The following is a 19718-nucleotide window of genomic DNA, read 5'->3' as shown; positions in this document are numbered from 1 at the left end:
AGCAACATGAAAATTCTTCAACTTACCTTGAAAAATCATAGTTTGAAAAAATCACTGATAGGGTTTATAGTTGCGTTAAAATTTTATTAAAAATGTAGCTAAGAGAGAATATCATGAGCCAACAATTTCCAACCGCCACCACACGTACAATTGCCCCATTTCGCAATGACGTGGTCGGTTCGTTTCTACGCCCACAAGCATTACAACAAGCAAAAGTTGATTTAAAAGACGGTAAAATTAATCAAACAGAATTTGATAAAATTTTAACAGATGAAGTGCAAAAACTTGTAGATTTGCAAAAACAGCACGGTTTAAAAGCCGTTACCGATGGCGAATTTAGCCGTGTGTGGTGGCATTTGGACTTTTTGGCAGGGCTTGATGGCGTAGAGATGATTGACCTTGAAAAATTCCCTGTGCATTTTCAAGGCGTAAAACCAAAGGGCAACACGGTCAAAATCGTGGGCAAAATTGACTTCAGCGAAAGCCACCCATTTGTCAAAGCCTACCAAATTTTAAAAGACTGTGCAGGCGACTACCCAACTAAATTCACTATTCCATCGCCTTGTATGCTCCACATCATCGCCACCATTCGTGAAGAAAACTATGTTCCGCTTGACATTTATCAAGACGAAGAAAAATTGTACGATGACATCGCCAACGCCTACATCAAGGCAATGAACAAATTTTATGCACAAGGTTTGCGTTATTTGCAATTGGACGACACCAGTTGGGGGCAGTTTTGTGCGTTGGATAAGCGTGAAGAATACAAGGTTCGTGGCATTGATTTGGACAAAGTTGCCAAAGATTATGTCAAACTTTTAAACCGCATTATGGACGCAAAACCTGCCGATATGCAAATCACAATGCACATTTGCCGTGGTAATTTCCGCTCAACATGGTTTTCTGAAGGTGGTTACGCTCCTGTTGCCGAAGAGTTGTTTGGCAATTGCAAAATTGATGGGTTCTTTTTGGAATACGACAGCGAGCGAGCAGGCGACTTTACTCCACTAAAAAACATTAAAAATCAACAAGTTGTACTGGGTTTAATCACGTCAAAAACAGGCGATTTGGAAGACAAAACGGCGGTTATTGAGCGTATCAAAGAAGCCACGCAATTTGTGGATATTAATCAGCTTTGCCTGTCGCCACAATGCGGATTTGCCAGCACCGAAGAAGGCAATATTTTGACCGAACAAGCACAATGGGCAAAACTTGATTTGATAAAAGAAATCAGTGATGAAGTGTGGAGCTAATTTAAATTTTAATCAAACAAAAAGCGATAATTTCGGTTATCGCTTTTTTATTACCATTAAAGAAAAACAATTTTGTATCTTTTCTTAACCAGATGTAAAATATTGTTGTGTTACTTAAGATAAATTTTTCTAAAATAACATATTAAAAAAATATAAGATAATTGTAAAAACCAAAATATTATTAAAACATTTACGGAGAAAACCGATGAAGTTCAAACTTATCGTTGCTTTATCAACAGCAATTTTGTTAGCAGGTTGTGAAAAAACACCTGAAGAGCCACAACCTCAAGCCTCTACACCTGCGGTAACAGAGACACAAACGGCGACAACCAAGCAATCCTCACCTGCAACCTTAGCCACTTATAAAATGGCTGTTGAAGCCTCAGGACAGCCATTCACATTTAAAGATGAATCTGGCAAATTAACAGGATTTGATGTAGATTTAATCAATGCTATTGGTGAAAAACAAGGCTTTAAGGTGGAAACATTTGCACACGACTGGAATACGATTTTTGAGACTTTAAATGATGATAAAAGTGATATTGTTGCCTCGGGTGTAGCAATTTCAGATGAAAGATTGCAAAAAATGGATTTTTCTGAGCCGTATATGGATAGCTACATGGCAGTTGCTTTTATTTCACCTGATATCAAAAGCTACGCAGACTTAACACATAAAAAAGTTGGTGCACAAGTTAGTACAAACTATAGCGAGTTTGCCAAAGCCAATTTTGCCAGTGCAAAAGAATTTCCAACAATGTTTTTGGCGTACAAAGCCATGCTAAAAAACGAAGCAGATGCTGTGATTGATGATGTGAATATGATTAATTCACAAAATGTGCGTTCAGGATTTGATAATGTTAAAGTAATGAAAGTGCCTAACACTGAAAATGACCACTTTGCTTTTGCAATCAAAAAAGGCAGAAGTGAATTGGTAAATCAAATTAACGAAGGTTTAAAACAAGTCAAAGCTGATGGCACTTATGATAAAATTTATGCAAAATGGTTTGGCTCAACAAAAAATATCATCAATGCGAGTGCAACATCACAATAATTTGATAAAACCAGTAAAAGCGATAATTAATAAGGCTCTAGACTAGCAACACAACCCATACTAGACTAGAAACAAACGGTAATTGTCATATTAATGGCATTGAGAGCTTTTGGAGTTTTACCAAAAGACGACTTGCCAAATTTAGTGGCGTAACCGCAAATTTTGAGTTTCACTTAAAAGATGAGAAACACCGTTTCGCAAGGTGGCGTTGGAATAAAGATTTGAATGAATTACAACGCCATTTATGGGATTTGATTAAGTGAGTTTTTTAGTTCTTGATAGTCTAGAGCCTTTTGATTTAATGCCAAGTAGTGAAAATACTGTTCAAAATTTTAGTGGTGGTATTGGCATTAATCATTTAAACAATTCAGGAACATTGTATCAATACGACAATCAACCTCAGCAAAAAGAAATTGAACAGCTAAAATTAATCATTCAACATAAAGATAAAATTATTTTGCAAAAAGACAAAGAAAATCAAACTTTACAAAAACTGTTGGATAAATTAACTGAAAAATTTGCCGATTAATCATCAACGTTTTAAACGCAACGCATTTAACACGACAAACAACGAACTCAACGACATACCAATCGCCGCAAGCCAAGGCGGAACATAGCCAAATGCAGACGGCAACAACACCGCAATATTATACCCCAACGCCCAGCGAAAATTTTGGGCAATGATTTTGTCGGTTTTTTTGGCAACACGATATCCATCAAGTACCGCTTGGATTTTGCCATTTAAAATCAGCGAATCGCTTGATACTTGAGCCAAATCCGCCACGCCTGCCATCGCCGTTGATACATTCGCCTTTGCCAACACAGGTGCGTCATTGATACCATCGCCCACCATTTGCACAATATGATTGGCATTTTGCAAGGCTTCAATATGGGCGACTTTTTGATCTGGTGTCAAGCCTTTATACACCGTGTCAATGCCAAGTTGTTTAGCGACTTTGTTGGCTTGGTCGCTTGGGTCGCCTGTCAAAATCAACAACTTAAGCCCTTGATTTTTCAGATTTTTTACTGTTTCAAACGCTTCTTCACGGATTTTATCATGAAAATAAAAATGGGCTAAAATTTGCCAATTTTCGCCTTTTTTAACACTTAAAGTTACATGATTGCTGGCTTGGAAATTGTCATTATTTGGTAAAAAATCTGTTAAATTAGGATTGTTATCGGTTGCAAAAGCAAAATGCCCCAATCGATAAGTTTGATTGTCAATGATGGCTTGCACGCCACCGCCGACTATATGTTGTAAATCTTGGGTTATCGGCAAGTGCATTTGCCGAGTGGCGGTTAATAATGCGTGGGCGATTGGGTGGCGACTGCCGATTTCTAGGCTACCTGCTATAGCAAGATAATGATTTTGCAAATTTTGATTGTGAAGTTTTTTATCAATATTTTTGTCAAAATTTTTATCAATATTGTCATTTATCACATCAATCGCCAATAAATTGGGCTGTCCGTAAGTCAAAGTGCCTGTTTTGTCAAAAGCGATATGGGTGATTTCGGATAAAGTGGTGATGGTATGTCCACGAGTTGCCAAAAAGCCCAAACTTGCCAAACGGTTGGTGGATACGGTCAAAGCAATCGGTGTGGCAAGCGACAAGGCACACGGACAAGTCGCCACCAACACCGCAACGGTAGCCCAAATGGCGTGGCTGGGGTTTATCATATACCAACTGACAAACACGACACTAGCAATCACCAACACACGAGCGATAAACCAGCGAGCCAGCCTATCGGCACGCAGGGCAATTTGTGGTTTTTCGCTTAAGGAACGATTAACAAGGCGGTCTATCACGCCAATTTGGCTGTCTTGGGGCAAGGCGGTAACTTGCATCAGAAACGGCTGACTGTCGTTTTGGCTACCGCCAACCAGGCTATCACCTTGATTTTTAACGATTAAATCGCTTTCGCCTGTTAATAGGCTTTGCGAGACGGCGGCATGGTTTGACAACAGCACCCCATCCGCAATCACGCTTGACCCTGCGTCAATGCGGATAATGTCGCCCACTTGTAGATTTTGAGCGGATACCCAATTTTCAAGATTGATGTTGTCTGTTGTATTGTCTAATGTTGAATCTTTTGCAAAATGATTGGCAAAAATGGTTTGGTATTTTTCACACAATGTTGCAAACTCTTGGGGAGAGTTTTGAACATTTTCTTGTCCCAATTTTTCCACCAAAATCGGCTCAACCACGACCAAATCATTGGCAAGGCTGGACGCTTTAATACGGGCGTTATGCTCCACATATTTGCCCGCCAACAAAAAGAAAATCAGCATACTCACCGAGTCGTAATAGGTCTCACCCGTGTGGGTCATGGTGGCGTACAGACTGGCAAAAAAAGTGATGGTAATGGCAATGCTAATCGGCACGTCCATATTGACTTGGCGAGCCTTGACAGCCGAAAAAGCCGACTGAAAAAACGGCAAGCCTGAAATCAAAAACACAGGAATACTGACAAACAGTGACACCCACCGCAAAAACTCTCTGTCATTGCCATTCATGCCTGCGTATTCGCCAAAATACAGCCCCACCGCAAACATCATCGCTTGCATTGTCCCCAATGCCGAAATACCTAATTGAAACAGCATTCGGCGATTGTCACGGCGAAGCATGGCTTCGTGGGTGTCTTGGCGATAGGGCTTGGCATTGTAGCCGATGGCTTGAATTTTTGACAAAATTTGGCTAATCGGCAATTTTTTGTCGTCCCAAATCACTCGCATTCGTTGATTGGTTAGATTGACTTGGCACTGTTTCATACCGTCTAACCTGCCTAACTGCGTTTCAATCAGCCATGCACAGGCACTACAGCGTAAATTGCTGATTGACAGCTCAGCGACATCATGCCCATCTTGCCCATACACAAACTGGGATTTGATATCATCATGGTCGTAGGCTTGTAGTTGGTGCAGGCTGTCTGGCAAGCTTGCGGTGCGGTTAATCTCGCTACGGTCAAGGTAATATTGCTCAAGCCCAGCTTCTACAATGCTTTGACTGGCAAGCTGGCAACCCAGACAGCACATGGCACGCTGTTCACCCAAAATCAGGGTAAAAAACGGCTGTTTTGGCAAGGGGTCGCCACAATGAAAGCAATGCCCATCAGGGGGAACGACCAGCTCGGTATTTTGGTAAGTGGTGCGAAAAGTGTCAGACATTTTAACCAATCATGTTGTAAAATGCTTATTATACACCATCACGCATTTTTTTGGAAAATATTGGCTTAACAGCAAGCCATTTTAACCGATTGCAATCCAGTTAATCCAATTCAATTTTTGTACCGACTTTGGCAAAATTCATCACAAATTGGCTTTTAAAACGTCTAACATTGTTTTCAAAAGTCAAATAATCTCGTGTAAAACGGTGGTAATCTTCCATATTTTTGGCATGAACCAACAACAAAAAATCAAAATCGCCCGAAATTTCGTAACAGCTCATCACATTGTGCAAACGGTTCATCAAACGCTCAAACGCATCTTGCATGGCGTTGTTTTGCTTTTCCATTTCAATCAACACAAAAGTGGTCAAACCAAAACCCAACTCCACAGGGTTAATAATCGCCACTTGTTTGGTAATCACCCCAGAATCCATCATAAACTGGATACGGCGTTGGCAAGTTGCCACCGAAGCGTGGACTTGCTCTGAGATGTTTTTTAACGGCAGGGTCGCATCTTCTTGTAAAATATTCAAAATACGTTTATCAATATCATCAATTTCGTGTTGCATAGCACTTATCCAGTTAGGCAAAAAACATTAAACACTTTTTTGCAAAAATAATTTTTTTTGGCAAATTTTCATGGCATAATTTAGCACAAATTGTTAAAAAATGAAATAATTTTGCAAAAAAAGCCGTTATACTATTTCAATATTTATTACTAGGTGTAGGGTTTTTATGACAAAAGCAATTTCAAACCAATTTTTGTTCAATCTTTCCAATTTATCAACCATTTTTAGCCAAAATCGTGTGATGGTCGGTATTTCGTTGGCGTTGTTATCCAATATTTTATTTGCCGTGCTGTATATGTACAGTCATTGGCTGTCGCCTTTGACAGGCACGCAAGTGTTTTTGTGGCGAATGGTGGCGATGTGGTTTGGGCTTGTGGTAATTATGCTGTTTAGCGATGGTTTTGCCAAACTTGCCAAATTTTTGCAAAGCCTTCGCACACCAAAAGACAAACTGTTATTGGTATTGCCAACGCCGATTTTAGCCAGTCAGTTGTGGCTGTTTATGTGGGCGCCTGTGAATGGGCAAGCGGTCAATGTGTCTATCGGCTATTTTTTGTTTCCGCTTATGATGGTGTTGGTGGGCTGTGTGGTGTTTGCTGAACGTTTAAACCGTTTAAAAACTTTGGCAATTGTGCTTGCTGGGCTTGGTGTGTTGCTTCAAATTTGGCTGGCGGGTTCGGTATCGTGGACGACTGCATGGGTGTGTCTGACGTATCCGATTTATTATGGTTTAAGACGTTGGCAAGGCGTACCTGCATTGTTGGGGCTGTTTGTGGATTTGAGTATCATTTCACCGATTGCGTTGGCGGTTTTGTTGTATCAAGGCGATTCGTTATCTGTGGTGGCAGGCTCTGGCGTGATGATGGCGTTGGTGGTTGGGCTTGGGATTATCAGTGCGGTTGCCATGCAAAGCAATCTGTCGGCAAGCGGTCTGTTGCCTGTGAATTTGTTTGGTATGTTAAGTTATCTTGAGCCTGCGTTAATGTTTTTGTTGTCCATTGTTGTGTTAAATGAAGTGGTAAGCGTTGAAAAAATGTTTAGTTTTGGCTTGATTTGGGCGGGCATTATCGTCATGATTGTGAATGCCGTTTTGCAAAAAAACAACTCCACCACTTAATTGTTTTATAAAACAGGCATAATATAAATTATAGGAATGAATTAGAAAAGCAAAATAATTAGTAATTTTTTTTATAATTAATATAAAAAAAAGTTATCTAAAATCACAATCCGCCACATGGTCGTTCACCATACCGCACGACTGCATAAAGGCATAACAAGTGGTCGAACCCAAAAATTTAAAACCGTCTTTTTTGAGCTGTTTTGCCATTTTGTCCGAAAATTCGGTGGTGGCAGGAATTTGGCTAATGTCGGTTGGGTGGTTGATGAGTGGATTTTTTGCCAAGCCATTGGGCGACATTGCCCATAAATAATCGCTAAAGGATTGATTTTGCGTGATTTTTAAAAATAAATTGGCGTTATGAATAATGGCATTGATTTTGGCACGGTTGCGAATAATGCCAGCGTCCATCATCAATTCATTGATTTTATTTTCATCATAAAAGGCGACTTTATTTGGATCAAAATTATCAAACACTTGATAAAACCGCTCTCGCTTTCGCAAAATGGTAATCCAGCTCAAACCCGCTTGCATACTCTCAAGACACAAAAGGGCAAAGAGTGTTTTGTCATCGTCAATGATTTTACCCCATTCAGTATCGTGATAGGCTTGGTATAATGGGTCATCACCGCACCAAATACAGCGTTTAAGTGATTGATTTTGCAATTGATTTTTCCTTTATTTTAAATTGCCAAACATACAGCACGCCATAAACTGCCAAAATCATTGCCAAAATCGCTTCAATCCAAATCAACAGATGAATTTTAAAACTGATGTCAAAAAACGGTGCATAATTATAATGCCCAAGCACGAGTAAACTCATTGCACAGTAGGCGAGTAGGGCGGTCAAGCCTTTGGCAAATTTTGGCGTTTATAAAAATGCAAGGCAACAAACGCACATGGCGTCATAAAAAACCAAAACAAATCCACCACATGAGCATTTAGCCAGTCGGGTTCTGGATAATGCTCAAAGCGTAATGCAAAATGGTGCTAATAATATTGGTAATGATAAGCCAAAACAGCGTTTTATAAGTAAACATTTGTACTTATACCAAATTTAGGGATTTTACCAATTCTTTATTTGGATTAACCGTGTTCATGGTGTAAAAATGCAAGGCTGGCACACCTTCACTTATCAAACGTTCACACAATTTTACCACCACATCAAAACCAAATTCACGAATAGCTTTTTTGTCATCGCCAAAATCGGCAAGTTGCTTACGAATAAAACGTGGCATGTCCGCACCGCAACCATCGGCAAAGCGGATTAGATTACTTGCATTGGTGATTGGCATAATGCCTGCAACAATGGGGAATTTGTCTTGGTGAATGCCACGTTTGACAAGCTCATCACGCAAATACAAATAGCTGTCGGCATTATAAAAAAATTGGGTAATGGCTTCATTCGCCCCTGCATGAAATTTATTCACCAAATTGTCAATGTCGTGAGCAAAACTTTTGGCTTGTGGGTGCATTTCTGGATAACACGCCACTTTGATGTTAAAATGCTCGCCACTGTGTTCACGAATAAATCTAACCAAATCAAGGGCATACGGCAATTCACCATAACCAACCTGACCACTTGGTAAATCGCCACGCAAGGCAACCAGTCGTTTTACGCCCAAAGATTTATAAAAATCCAGCAATTCTCCAATTTCACATTTTCCATCGCCAATACACGACAAATGCGGAGCAATGTCGGTGGTGGATTTTTCGGTCAAAGATTTGACAATGCCGAGCGTGCGTTCACGAGTTGTACCGCCTGCACCGTAAGTTACGCTAAAATATTTTGGCGATAATTCGTTTAATTCATCAAAAACGGTCAAAAGTTTGGCCTGTCCTTCGTCCGTTTTTGTGGGAAAAAATTCAAAAGAAAAGGGCGTTTTTGTTGAATTTGGGTTTGATTTAACGGCTTGGCTTTGGTTGTTAATGTCATTTTTTAATTCATTAACTAGGTTTTCTAGTTGGTTTAGGCGGTTTAGGATTGGGGTCATGGTTATGGTTTACTCGGCTAGTGGATTAATCACGGTCAAAAAATCATAATCTTGAAAATCTTTGACATTGACGGTATATAATCCTTTGATTTTATTATCTTTTAAAGTTGATGCAATGGAAGTATCAAAAATCTTTTTGCGTGAATTATGCAATAATACAAGTTCGCTAAAAGTGGTAACTTGGCTGTGTTTTGGGTGAATGATTGTTAAACCACAATCATTTAAATATTCAATAATATTAATAGCTTGACTAACAGAAAGAGGGTTTTCTAATCGTTGCCATGTGATACCATTGACAAATTCTATGCACGATTGTTGGCAAATACAAATAGGCAGTTCATCAAACTCATTTACTTCTTTCATTTTTTGCATTAAAAATTTTTGAGCTTGATTGTGAAATGGTGAGCCAACATTGTAGGCATATATTAAAATATTGGTATCAATTGCAAAAAGATTGGAATATTGTTGTAAAGTTTGATAGTTTGACATTACTCTACAATTCCTAAAATTTGTTTGGTACGTTCATCATACATTTCTTCACGAGTTGGCGGTTCAATTTTACCAAGATTAAAAGGATGAAGTTCAAAAGTTTTTCTTGGTTTTTTTATCGTAGGGGCGTGAGCTGACCGCAAATTTTTACTAATTTGCTCAATCGCATAAAGCTGTTCTTCAAAACTAGATTTATGTGTAATTTCATAAATGGCTTGTTCTAATGTCATAGCACTATTCCTAATAATGTTAAGAGAAATAAGGCAAAAGCAATGCACTTTTGCCTTATTTTACACCAAATTATTGGGCTTTTAAATCAATCAATACTTATACTCATCAGCCTTAAATGGTCCATCAACGCTTACGCCAATATAGTCCGCTTGCTTTTGGGTGAGTTTGGTAATCACGCCATTAAAGCCTGCCACCATTGCAGCTGCCACTTCTTCATCAAGTTTTTTCGGCAACACTTTAACATACACATTGTCGGCTTTTTTGTCGGCTGGCAAATCGGCAAATTTTTCTTTAAACAGATGAATTTGAGCCAGCACTTGGTTGGCAAATGAGCCGTCCATAATGCGAGATGGGTGTCCTGTGGCGTTACCTAAGTTTACAAGGCGACCTTCTGACAAGATAATCAAATAATCGCTGTCGTCATTTGAGCGGTAAACTTGGTGAACTTGCGGTTTGACTTCCACCCATTTCCAGTTATCACGCATAAATTGGGTGTCAATTTCGGTGTCAAAATGTCCGATATTACATACCACAGCCGTTGATTTTAGGTCTTTTAACATATCGGCATTACAAACGTGGTAGTTGCCTGTGGTGGTTACGATTAAATCGGTGTCTTTTAGCAAAGTTTCGTTCACGCCGTTGGCAGGGTCGCCACCCACAAATGGCGAAACAAGCTCATAGCCGTCCATACACGCTTGCATACCACAAATTGGGTCAATTTCGCTGACACGCACAATCATACCTTCTTGGCGTAGGCTTTGAGCCGAACCCTTGCCCACATCACCATAACCAATCACTAACGCACGGCGACCAGATAGCAACATGTCCGTACCACGTTTAATAGCATCGTTTAGGCTATGACGGCAACCGTATTTGTTGTCGTTTTTTGATTTGGTAACGGCATCGTTTACATTGATGGCAGGGACTTTTAGTGTGCCTTTGGCAAGCATATCAATCAAACGGTGAACACCTGTTGTGGTTTCTTCCGAAATGCCGTTGATTTTGTCAAGCATTTGTGGGTATTTGTCGTGAATTAGGGCGGTCAAATCGCCACCATCATCTAGGATAATGTTTGCGTCCCAAAGCTCACCGCTCTCTTCACCGCCAACAAACAACTGCTGACGCAAGCACCATTCGTACTCTTCTTCGGTTTCGCCTTTCCACGCAAATACAGGAATGCCAGCCGCTGCAATAGCTGCCGCTGCGTGGTCTTGGGTTGAAAAGATGTTGCACGATGTCCAACGAACTTCTGCACCCAATGCCACCAGCGTTTCAATCAGTACAGCGGTTTGAATGGTCATATGGATACAGCCGACAATTTTTGCACCTTTTAAAGGTTGTTCGGCTTGATAGCGTTTGCGTAGCCCCATCAAGGCAGGCATTTCGGTTTCAGCAAGTTTAATCTCTTTGCGACCGTAGTCGGCAAGGTTAATATCGGCAACTTTATAATCGGTAAAATTTTGTGTAGACACTGCGTCCACTCCTTATCTTGGGTTAAAAAAAGTAAATCGCAGATGTCGTTATTTATTTCTTTTTAAAAAAATTGCTAAAAAAGAAAACCAAGCCTGACTTTTATTAAAAAATAAATAAAAGACGCAACATCTCTTGGGATTGCCTATTTTAAAAAATTATGACAAAAAAATCACTTGTTTTGTGAAAAATAACATCAGAAAAGTTGCAAAATTCATATTTTTGCTAAAAAACTGTGATAAAAATTACATTTTAGACAAGTTTTTTACATAATACTACATAAACACTTAAAAAAAATGATGACAACCAACGCAAAATAAGGTTTAATACGCACATGGGCAACTTCGTAACAAAATATGTCAAATAAGGCATATTCAGCGTTACGCGTACATCTCAATTTATCAAAACTCACTTTAATATTCTAGCAAATTTAAATTGACTATGATAAAATATCCAAACTTTTAATAAGAGGAAAATCTATGAAAGCTTTAAAATTAGCAGTTATCCCTGCTGCATTGCTAGCAACTTCTGCATTTGCAGAAGACGTTGTTGTTGACCAACAAGTTATCGCAGAGCCAGTTGCGGTATCAACCACAACTTACAACCCAGACAACGGTATCGTAAAAAACACCACAACACAACTTGTTGACGGTACAAAAACTTTGTTTAACAAAGCTATCCACCCAGCCGCTATCAGTGCTGAAGTTGGTACATTAGGTTACGGTGGTAACATCGCTTGGGGCGTAAACGACAAAACTGAGCTTGTTGCTGGTTGGAACGGTGGTAAAATTGACGGTGATGTTGATTTAGACACCAATGATTCTTACATTAACTGGAAGAAAGTTCTTGGCGATGAATACCAAGATTTTAAAGGTACTTTGGACTATAAAGCAGATTTAAACAACCCATATTTAGGTGTAAATATGCGTCCTTGGTCAAATGGCTTTACTGTTGGCACTGGTGTAATTTTCCAAGATAATGAAATCAGTGCTAAATTGAAAAATGACAAATCAACTAATTTTACTGTGAACGGTGTAAAATATACTGTAGACACTAATTCTAAAGTAGATGTAAGCGTAAAACCACGTAACGATATCGCTCCATACTTGACGATTGGTTATCGTCCAAATATCTCTGAACGTTGGGGATTATTTGGTGAAGTAGGTGCTGCTTATATGGGTAAAAGCGAAGCGACCGTTAACGTAGACGGTAGTGTTAGTATTCAAGACCCTACTGTTAATGCTCAAGTTAATGATGCAAAACAAAAATTAAAAGATGACTTAACTCATAAATTACAAAATAAAAATGTAATTTACCCAATTGCTAAAGTTGGTTTAACTTTCCGCTTCTAATAGATAGTCATCTATCACAAAAAACGGTATTTTTTAATACCGTTTTTTTATTGTTCAAATTATATTGATAATTTTTTTTGTTATACACATAAATTTTTATTGCTAATTTTTTACAAAATTGCTACTATTCACCAACAAAAAATGCTTGTAATAAGCATTTTTATTTTTTTGGAGAAAGTTGATGTACAACAAAGAGTTAGCTTGTTCTGCACAAGCAAATATGATTGATACCATTCATTGCTCAGTAAACTTTATCAGCTCACCGATGTGGGATTGGTTGGTTTGGATATTGATTTTGATTGGCGTGTTTTTTACAGTAATGACAGGTTTTGTTCAGTTTAGGCTGTTTGCTCACAGTGTGAAAAGTATGCTTGCCAGCCGAAAAACCGACCATCATGAACACTCCGAAAGCATTTCATCATTTCAAGCCTTTGTAACAGGCTTGGCAAGCCGTGTGGGGACAGGTAATATCGCAGGGGTTGCCATTGCGGTAAGTGTTGGCGGACCGGGTGCAGTTTTTTGGATGTGGTTTATCGCTTTGATTGGTATGGCATCGGCATTTGCTGAGTCTTCTTTGGCACAGTTATTCAAAGTCAGAGATGCCAATGGGCATTTTCGTGGTGGTCCTGCTTACTATATCCGTCAAGGCTTGGGGCAAGGTTGGTTAGGCGTTGCGTTTGCGGTGAGCTTAATTCTTTGTTTTGGCTTGGTTTATAATGCCATTCAAGCGAACACCATTGCTCAAGCGGTACAATCAGCTGTAGGTTGTAGTGGTGAAAATACGTGTCAATCATGGAATAATGGCAAACATTTGGTCGCAGGCTTTTTGGTATTGCTTTCTGCGCCGATAATTTTTGGTGGTATTAAACGCGTTGCAAAAATTTCTGAAATGCTCGTGCCTGTGATGGCAGTGGTATATTTGCTGATGGCGTTGTACATTATCATTACCAATATTAGCATGATTCCCCACGTTTTTAATTTGATATTGACTGATGCATTTACGATTAAATCGGCGGCTGGCGGTGCATTGGGGGGGGTGGTTTCTCAGTCTATGATGATGGGGATTAAACGTGGTTTGTATTCTAATGAAGCAGGTCAAGGCTCTGCTCCGAATGCGGCGGCGGCAGCCGATGTGCCACACCCAGCATCGCAAGGACTTATCCAAAGTTTGGGCGTGTTTGTGGATACCATCATTGTGTGTTCTTGCACGGCATTTATTATCTTGTTATCACAGTTGCCAAGTGGCGATTTGACAGGCATTCAACTCACGCAAGCAGCATTAGAAAGCCATGTGGGGGCTTGGGCTCAGACGTTTTTGGCGGTTATTTTGTTTATGTTTGCTTTTTCAAGTATCATTGGTAACTACGCTTATGCCGAGACCAATGTACAGTATTTAAAAAATAATCCCATGATTTTAAACGTATTTCGTATTTTGGTGCTTGGGTTTGTATATTTTGGCTCAATTGCTGAAGTGCCTGTGGTTTGGGATATGGGCGATTTAATGATGGCAACGATGGCGTATATTAACTTGATTAGCATTGCGTTGTTATCGAAATATGTGTTTATTTTGGCAAAAGACTATTCTGCACAGCTAAAATCAGGTATCAAAGAGCCAGTTTTTAACATTAACAAATACCCAGAACTCAAACAAAAAGTCAAATCCGATATTTGGGATAAATAATATTTGTTAAAATGTTTTAAATAATTGGTTATGCCTTAAAACCCACAGCCAATTTTAGAACCTGTATTCATAATGTTGTGAATACAGATTCTCATATTGTCAAACTAAAAAGGAAAAACCATGCCCCACCTCATCATTGAAACCAGTGAAAATCTTGTGTTAAAACAACCCACTACCCTACTTCAAGCCATCAATGACAATCTTTGGCAATCCGCCCAATTTGACAAGCCAAACACCATCAAATCACGGATTTATACTGCCGAACAAAGTTTGATTGGTTTACAAAAAAGCGATGAAAGTTTTGTGGTGGTGCATTTTTATTTGATGGCTGGGCGAGATGATACGACAAAATCGGCATTGATTGAGCGAATTTTTCAAAGTATTCAACATCATGTCAAAATAGTTGAAAATATCGCCCAACCCGTACAAATTTGTATCAATGCGACAGAACTTAGCCAAAATTATTTTAAACAAACCATTTAAAATAAGTTAATGATGATGTCCTGTGTGTTGTGGGGCTGATGCTGTTGGCCTGTGTTGTTCGTGGCTGTGCGAATGGCTCATGCTGTCGTGGTTCATGCCATCATGGTTCATTTGCGAATGGTTCATGTCAGCATGATTTTCATGGCTCATTTGTGCGTGCTGTGCGGAGGTGTGCATACTATGGTCGTGTCCGTGCATGGCGTGCATTGCCATCGGCAAAAAAATCACCGCAAACCCAGATAACACCATAATCACGCCATTGGCTTGACGTAGCCGAAAACGCTTGATACGTTGTTGCAATGCCAAAACGGTGGTCTGTGTGGCAATCAACATTGGCAACGTGCCAAGTCCAAACACAAACATCAACATCGCACCAGACACAGTATCATGCCCTACCACCGCCATTAACAACGCCCCATACACCAAGCCACAAGGCAAAAATCCCCACAACAGCCCTGCCATCAATGCTTTGCCAAAACTGTCAATTGGAAATACTTTTTGACGAATGGGCGACATTTTTTGCCATAATTGACCGCCCATTTTTTCCAAATGGTTTAAAAAAGGCAAACCGAGCATAGACAAGCCGACAACGATAAGTACCGCACCGATTAATACTCTTGGCAAATTATTGTTTACCAAAATCGGTTGCAATACCGTTGTGCCAATCAAGCCTGCCACCAACCCCAAAAACGCATAACTACACAACCGCCCAAAATGATAAGTCAGCATAAGCATGGTTTTTTTGCTTTGGGTCAGATTTTGCATGGACAGCCCAAAAGCGGTCACAATGCCCCCACACATGCCCAAACAATGTGGCGAACCAAAAAAACCCATACCCAATGCCATCAGTAACATTGCTAATGTCATGTTTTTACTCCAAAATTTTTTTGCCCAAAAATGCTGTTAATTGTTATCTTTTGATGGATTGCTTGTTTCGTCATTTTTTTGTAATTGCTCTCGGCGAAACTGGCGGTCATCAAGGATAATGCGTTGCGATTCGTTGTCTAAGTCATCAAATTGTCGTGATTTAATGGCATAATAAATGGCAAAAATCGCACAGACAAACAACACTAGACTAATCGGAATTAAAAAATAAATACTTTGCATATCAATAACTTATTAAATTTAAAATAAAACGTATAAAATAAAATTTTGTGCAATTTTTTGTTATAATATAACAAAATTTACAGATATTATACGCCAATTTTTTGGCAAAAAATACAGATGAAAACACAAAATTTTCATAAGCAAACCACACATCAATATTTACAATCAAGCAACACTTTTTGCGAATTTACAACCGCAAAACCGCCCCAATATGTTATGATAATCGTATAGCTTGTTTATTTACATTAAAAAAGGACAACGCCATGACAAATTTTATGCAAAAAATCAAACCCAGCAAAAAAAAATTATTGACTTTAACTGCCCTAGCCTTTGCAGGGATTATGCTTATGCCAAGCGTACAGGCAAAAACCGTCATCATTGACGTGCGTACCCCAGAAGAGTACCAGTTGAACCATCCAGACGGTGCGATTAACATTCCGCATAGCGAAATCGTGAGCCAAATCGCCAGTCAAGGCGTTGCTAAATCTGACACGATTAAGTTATTTAGCGGAAAAAGTAGCCGTGCCGAAAAAGCCAAATCTGAGCTACAATCGGCAGGTTATAGCAATGTAGAAGTGCAAAAATAATTGGTTAATTTTAAGTTTTTAAAAAAAATTTTAAAATTAAACGTGCAAATCATGTCCGCAACGGTCGCAAAACTTGGCTTCCGTTGCGTGTCCGAATTTACCACAATTTGGACAACTAATCGGCTGTAATTGCGGACGCATAGTCTTCTTCAATTCTGCGGTAAAAAGCCCAGTCGGCACAGCAATAATGGAATAACCCATAATCATCACAAAGGATGCAATCGTCTGTCCCAATGGCGTTTTTGGCGAAATATCGCCATAGCCGACCGTTGTCATGGTAACAACCGCCCAATAAATGCTCACAGGAATACTGGTAAAGCCGTTTTCTGCCCCTTCCACCACATAGACTACCGAGCCAAAAATCGTTACCAAAATAATAACCGCTAAGAAAAATACAATGATTTTATGCCGACTGCTTCTTAATGCCATCGTCAAAAAGCCCGCCTGTTGCATATAATCTGCCATTTTTAAAATACGAAAAATGCGTAAAATCCGCAAAATCCGCACCACGAGCAAATATTGTACGCCCACATATAACAAACTTAAATAAGTTGGCAAAATGGATAAAAAATCCACAATGCCATAAAAACTAAACATATAACGGATACGATTGGGCGTGGAAAACAGGCGTAACAAATACTCAATGGTAAACAAAATGGTAAAAAACCACTCCAAATAATAAAAAATCGTGCCATATTTCATTCGCATAATCAACACGCTATCTAGCATGACGACCGCCACACTGGCAATCACCGCCACCAACAGCACAATGTCAAACAGCTTGCCCATCGGCGTGTCCGTACCGTCAATCACCACATGAATATTATGGCGAAGTCCTGACAATGTCATTGGTTTATCGTGTTTTTTATGGAATTTTGTTTTGATTGCTTTCATTGAAAAATTACTTTTAAAAAGGTGAAAAGACAAGCCCGTTGTTATTTTTTTGCAAAAAAGCCCAATTTACCCCCTTACATATTTGGGGCAAGCTAGTTTATAATATCACATTCAACCTTTTATTTTAACCAAATTATTTTAACCAAGTTTAACAAATAAGGAATCCAAACATGGCTGGACATTCCAAGTGGGCAAATATTAAACACCGCAAAGCCAAACAAGACGCTGCCAAAGGCAAAGTTTTTACCAAAATTATCCGTGAAATCGTATCTGCCGCCAAACAAGGCGAACCAGACCCAGCGATGAACCCTCGCCTGCGTGCTGCCGTTGAAAAAGCCTATTCTGCCAACATGACCAAAGACACCGTCAAACGTGCGATTGAGCGTGGTGCAGGTGGTGGCGACAACGACAATATGCAAGAAATCACTTACGAAGGCTACGGCGTTGGCGGTGTGGCGGTGATTGTAGAAACCATGACCGACAACTTAAACCGTACCGTTGGCGAAGTGCGTCATGCTTTTGGTAAAAATGGCGGAAACCTTGGCACATCAGGCTCGGTGGCATATTTATTTAGCAAACGTGGCGAAATCACTTTTGAAGATATTTCACTAGAAGACAAATTGATGGAAATCGCCTTAGAAGCTGGGGCAAATGACATTGAAAACGATGGCGAAAGTTTGCTTGTGATTACCGAACCTGAAAATTTTGGTGAAGTGATGGACGCTTTAGAAAAAGCAGGTCTAAAAGCGGATAACGCAGAAGTTACCATGTCGCCATCAACCACCGCCGATATCACCGATGTGGAAGATGCCAAAAAAATCATGAAAATGATTGATATGCTAGAAGATTTGGACGATGTGCAAGACGTTTATACCAATGTGAGTTTTAGCGATGATGTCATGGCTCAGCTTGACGAATAGGGTAACTTTTTTGTAAAGTTTTATAAAAACACTTGAAAAAGTTGATAAAATCTTTATATAATGATTGTCCAATTGGGGATGTTCTGGCTTCGACGCTGGTAATGAAACTCAATGATGCATGTCAAGAGCGTATGTCTCTTGTAAATAAACGTACATTTTAAAATAGTCGCAAACGACGAAACTTACGCACTAGCAGCCTAAGGGCTACTTGGGACGGTACAGATTGCCTTTGGTCTGGTTACTCTCCCCGATGCGAACGCACGAAGGATAGCTTGAGCCATTGTCTCGCTGGTTTGGGCGAAATTTTAGAGGCTCGCCATTGGCATCCTGACTGTCGGTTCGCCAAGGGTTAAAGCCATAGACAGACTCTAAGCATGTAGAGTCATGGGCGTAGTGCTGGCGGACGCGGGTTCAACTCCCGCCATCTCCACCATTTACCATAAATCACATTTAGTTACATTTAATCAAATACAATCAAAAAACCCTTGTAAAGCTAGCATTTACAAGGGTTTTTTATTGGTTTTTTAATCATGCTTAATCATTTTTAATTATTTACAATCACGTTTAATCAAGCTAAAATCACACACAATTCACACACCGACCCACACACAAAAAATTTACACCAATTTTAGTTGCACCACCCAAAACATCACCATCACACCAAGCAGTGCATTTGTACCAAGATACAAGCCCTGTACCCACAGCTCTTTGCCGTCCGTCCCCACAAACAGCCCATGCACCACCACACCCATATAAACAAGTAAGGCAAATCAAGGCTGACAGGCTCATTCGCCCATGCAAAACCATTTGGCAGTTCGTCCGAAAATGGCGAAAAATACTCAATGGGAAAATCCACATTGGCAGACGGCATTTCAATTCGCCAAGCGTGATTTTGTGTTTTACTTTTTGTTTGATGATTAGTAAACATCAAAACATCACCACCTGCGTCAATCAGCAGGTTTATGCTGTTAAGTTTTTGATTTTGCGATTTATTTTGTAAAGATTGAATAAAATCTTGCTCCACGTTAAAAGCGGTCAAGCCTTTGGCAAAACCACCCAAATCAAGCAAAACGCCATCTTGTAGGCTAACCGTTTGGCTATTTTTATCAAACATAATGCCCTGCCAAGCGTTTTTATTTATTTTTGGGTCATTGATTTTATGGTTAAAATTGGCGGATTTAACATTTTTATCCATTTGGCTAAAAGATTTATCATAGCCACGTTCAAGCATGGCAGGTAGCACGGCAGGCGTGAGATACCGTCCGTCAGCCTTGCACTTACCACGCTGTGGGTTAGCATTTGCCAAAGCGGTGGGCTAATTTTATACGCCAAACTGCCTTCAAAATTGACTTTTT

Annotated in this window: 21 protein-coding genes, 1 other RNA gene and 1 pseudogene; 11 read left to right on the top strand and 12 right to left on the bottom strand. The window is 39.7% G+C overall.

The window, feature by feature from the left end; genetic code table 11:
• Positions 1–113 precede the first annotated feature (113 nt).
• The 4 genes and pseudogenes from ACGTJS_RS08825 to ACGTJS_RS08810 all read left to right on the top strand — a co-directional run bounded on the left by ACGTJS_RS08825 (position 114) and on the right by ACGTJS_RS08810 (position 2833).
• Positions 114–1253 (top strand): 5-methyltetrahydropteroyltriglutamate--homocysteine S-methyltransferase, encoded by a 1140-nt coding sequence (locus ACGTJS_RS08825; protein WP_410471789.1) that lies wholly within the window; start codon positions 114–116, stop codon positions 1251–1253.
• A gap of 205 nt (positions 1254–1458) precedes the next feature.
• The gene (locus tag ACGTJS_RS08820; protein WP_315043141.1) at positions 1459–2304 is read left to right on the top strand and encodes a transporter substrate-binding domain-containing protein; all 846 of its coding nucleotides are present in this window, start codon (positions 1459–1461) and stop codon (positions 2302–2304) included.
• 77 nt (positions 2305–2381) lie between these two features.
• A pseudogene (locus tag ACGTJS_RS08815) lies at positions 2382–2567 on the top strand (IS1595 family transposase); the annotation flags it as partial.
• Positions 2564–2833, top strand: a complete 270-nt coding sequence (locus tag ACGTJS_RS08810; RefSeq protein ID WP_410471787.1) for a hypothetical protein — start codon at positions 2564–2566, stop codon at positions 2831–2833. The pseudogene ACGTJS_RS08815 and the gene ACGTJS_RS08810, both read left to right, overlap by 4 nt.
• Positions 2834–2836: 3 nt before the next feature.
• On the opposite strand, the gene ACGTJS_RS08805 is transcribed toward ACGTJS_RS08810, so the two are convergent.
• Positions 2837–5470, bottom strand: coding sequence for a heavy metal translocating P-type ATPase (locus ACGTJS_RS08805; RefSeq protein WP_410471786.1), 2634 nt, complete (start codon positions 5468–5470; stop codon positions 2837–2839).
• A gap of 100 nt (positions 5471–5570) precedes the next feature.
• Positions 5571–6038, bottom strand: coding sequence for an Lrp/AsnC family transcriptional regulator (locus ACGTJS_RS08800; protein WP_410471785.1), 468 nt, complete (start codon positions 6036–6038; stop codon positions 5571–5573).
• A 166-nt stretch (positions 6039–6204) separates the two neighbouring features.
• On the opposite strand from ACGTJS_RS08800, the gene rarD reads away from it, so the two are divergent.
• The gene (gene rarD / locus ACGTJS_RS08795) at positions 6205–7155 is read left to right on the top strand and encodes an EamA family transporter RarD (protein WP_410471784.1); all 951 of its coding nucleotides are present in this window, start codon (positions 6205–6207) and stop codon (positions 7153–7155) included.
• 93 nt (positions 7156–7248) lie between these two features.
• On the opposite strand, the gene ACGTJS_RS08790 is transcribed toward rarD, so the two are convergent.
• From ACGTJS_RS08790 to ahcY, 6 genes are all read right to left on the bottom strand, one after another.
• Positions 7249–7821, bottom strand: a complete 573-nt coding sequence (locus ACGTJS_RS08790) for a DNA-3-methyladenine glycosylase I (RefSeq protein WP_410471783.1) — start codon at positions 7819–7821, stop codon at positions 7249–7251.
• The gene (locus ACGTJS_RS08785; protein ID WP_410471782.1) at positions 7802–8005 is read right to left on the bottom strand and encodes a hypothetical protein; all 204 of its coding nucleotides are present in this window, start codon (positions 8003–8005) and stop codon (positions 7802–7804) included. Before ACGTJS_RS08785 ends, ACGTJS_RS08790 begins: the two co-directional genes overlap by 20 nt.
• Before the next feature lie 196 nt (positions 8006–8201).
• Positions 8202–9149, bottom strand: a complete 948-nt coding sequence (gene metF / locus ACGTJS_RS08780; protein ID WP_410471781.1) for a methylenetetrahydrofolate reductase [NAD(P)H] — start codon at positions 9147–9149, stop codon at positions 8202–8204.
• A 9-nt stretch (positions 9150–9158) separates the two neighbouring features.
• Positions 9159–9638 (bottom strand): PIN domain-containing protein, encoded by a 480-nt coding sequence (locus ACGTJS_RS08775; protein ID WP_315043132.1) that lies wholly within the window; start codon positions 9636–9638, stop codon positions 9159–9161.
• On the bottom strand, positions 9638–9868 hold the full coding sequence (locus tag ACGTJS_RS08770; protein ID WP_315043131.1) for a hypothetical protein: 231 nt from the start codon (positions 9866–9868) through the stop codon (positions 9638–9640). Before ACGTJS_RS08770 ends, ACGTJS_RS08775 begins: the two co-directional genes overlap by 1 nt.
• A 90-nt stretch (positions 9869–9958) precedes the next feature.
• Positions 9959–11341 carry an adenosylhomocysteinase gene (ahcY, locus tag ACGTJS_RS08765; RefSeq protein ID WP_410471780.1) on the bottom strand — a complete coding sequence of 461 codons (1383 nt, stop codon included), beginning with the start codon at positions 11339–11341 and terminating at the stop codon, positions 9959–9961.
• Positions 11342–11818: 477 nt separating this feature from the next.
• Between ahcY and ACGTJS_RS08760 the strand changes: the two genes are divergently transcribed.
• The 3 genes from ACGTJS_RS08760 to ACGTJS_RS08750 all read left to right on the top strand — a co-directional run bounded on the left by ACGTJS_RS08760 (position 11819) and on the right by ACGTJS_RS08750 (position 14855).
• Entirely contained in the window at positions 11819–12691 is an 873-nt protein-coding gene (locus ACGTJS_RS08760; RefSeq protein WP_315043128.1) for a hypothetical protein, read from the top strand.
• A gap of 220 nt (positions 12692–12911) precedes the next feature.
• Complete coding sequence (locus tag ACGTJS_RS08755) at positions 12912–14372, top strand: alanine/glycine:cation symporter family protein (RefSeq protein WP_410473251.1); 1461 nt, start codon at positions 12912–12914, stop codon at positions 14370–14372.
• A gap of 120 nt (positions 14373–14492) precedes the next feature.
• Positions 14493–14855, top strand: a complete 363-nt coding sequence (locus tag ACGTJS_RS08750) for a 5-carboxymethyl-2-hydroxymuconate Delta-isomerase (protein ID WP_410471779.1) — start codon at positions 14493–14495, stop codon at positions 14853–14855.
• A 6-nt stretch (positions 14856–14861) separates the two neighbouring features.
• Here ACGTJS_RS08750 and ACGTJS_RS08745 read toward each other — a convergent pair whose 3' ends face one another.
• Both ACGTJS_RS08745 and ccoS read right to left on the bottom strand, forming a co-directional pair.
• Positions 14862–15722 (bottom strand): sulfite exporter TauE/SafE family protein, encoded by an 861-nt coding sequence (locus ACGTJS_RS08745; RefSeq protein WP_410471778.1) that lies wholly within the window; start codon positions 15720–15722, stop codon positions 14862–14864.
• A gap of 36 nt (positions 15723–15758) precedes the next feature.
• Complete coding sequence (gene ccoS, locus ACGTJS_RS08740) at positions 15759–15962, bottom strand: cbb3-type cytochrome oxidase assembly protein CcoS (RefSeq protein WP_315043094.1); 204 nt, start codon at positions 15960–15962, stop codon at positions 15759–15761.
• A 263-nt stretch (positions 15963–16225) separates the two neighbouring features.
• Here ccoS and ACGTJS_RS08735 point away from each other — a divergent pair, with 263 nt between their 5' ends.
• Positions 16226–16549 carry a rhodanese-like domain-containing protein gene (locus tag ACGTJS_RS08735; protein ID WP_315043092.1) on the top strand — a complete coding sequence of 108 codons (324 nt, stop codon included), beginning with the start codon at positions 16226–16228 and terminating at the stop codon, positions 16547–16549.
• A 36-nt stretch (positions 16550–16585) separates the two neighbouring features.
• Here the strand turns inward: ACGTJS_RS08735 and ACGTJS_RS08730 are convergent, their stop codons facing one another.
• Entirely contained in the window at positions 16586–17398 is an 813-nt protein-coding gene (locus ACGTJS_RS08730) for an ion transporter (protein ID WP_315043098.1), read from the bottom strand.
• Positions 17399–17613: 215 nt separating this feature from the next.
• Between ACGTJS_RS08730 and ACGTJS_RS08725 the strand changes: the two genes are divergently transcribed.
• The gene (locus tag ACGTJS_RS08725; RefSeq protein ID WP_315043090.1) at positions 17614–18363 is read left to right on the top strand and encodes a YebC/PmpR family DNA-binding transcriptional regulator; all 750 of its coding nucleotides are present in this window, start codon (positions 17614–17616) and stop codon (positions 18361–18363) included.
• A gap of 74 nt (positions 18364–18437) precedes the next feature.
• Positions 18438–18796, top strand: a transfer-messenger RNA (tmRNA) gene (gene ssrA / locus ACGTJS_RS08720).
• Between the two features lie 222 nt (positions 18797–19018).
• Here the strand turns inward: ssrA and ACGTJS_RS08715 are convergent.
• The gene (locus ACGTJS_RS08715; protein ID WP_410471777.1) at positions 19019–19669 is read right to left on the bottom strand and encodes a hypothetical protein; all 651 of its coding nucleotides are present in this window, start codon (positions 19667–19669) and stop codon (positions 19019–19021) included.
• Between the last annotated feature and the right edge of the window lie 49 nt (positions 19670–19718).

The organism is Faucicola mancuniensis, assembly GCF_046523945.1.
GTDB classification, from domain to species: Bacteria; Pseudomonadota; Gammaproteobacteria; order Pseudomonadales; family Moraxellaceae; genus Faucicola; species Faucicola mancuniensis.
The sequence above is the reverse complement of the archived record's forward strand: the minus strand, read 5'-3'. Positions and strand labels throughout refer to the sequence as shown.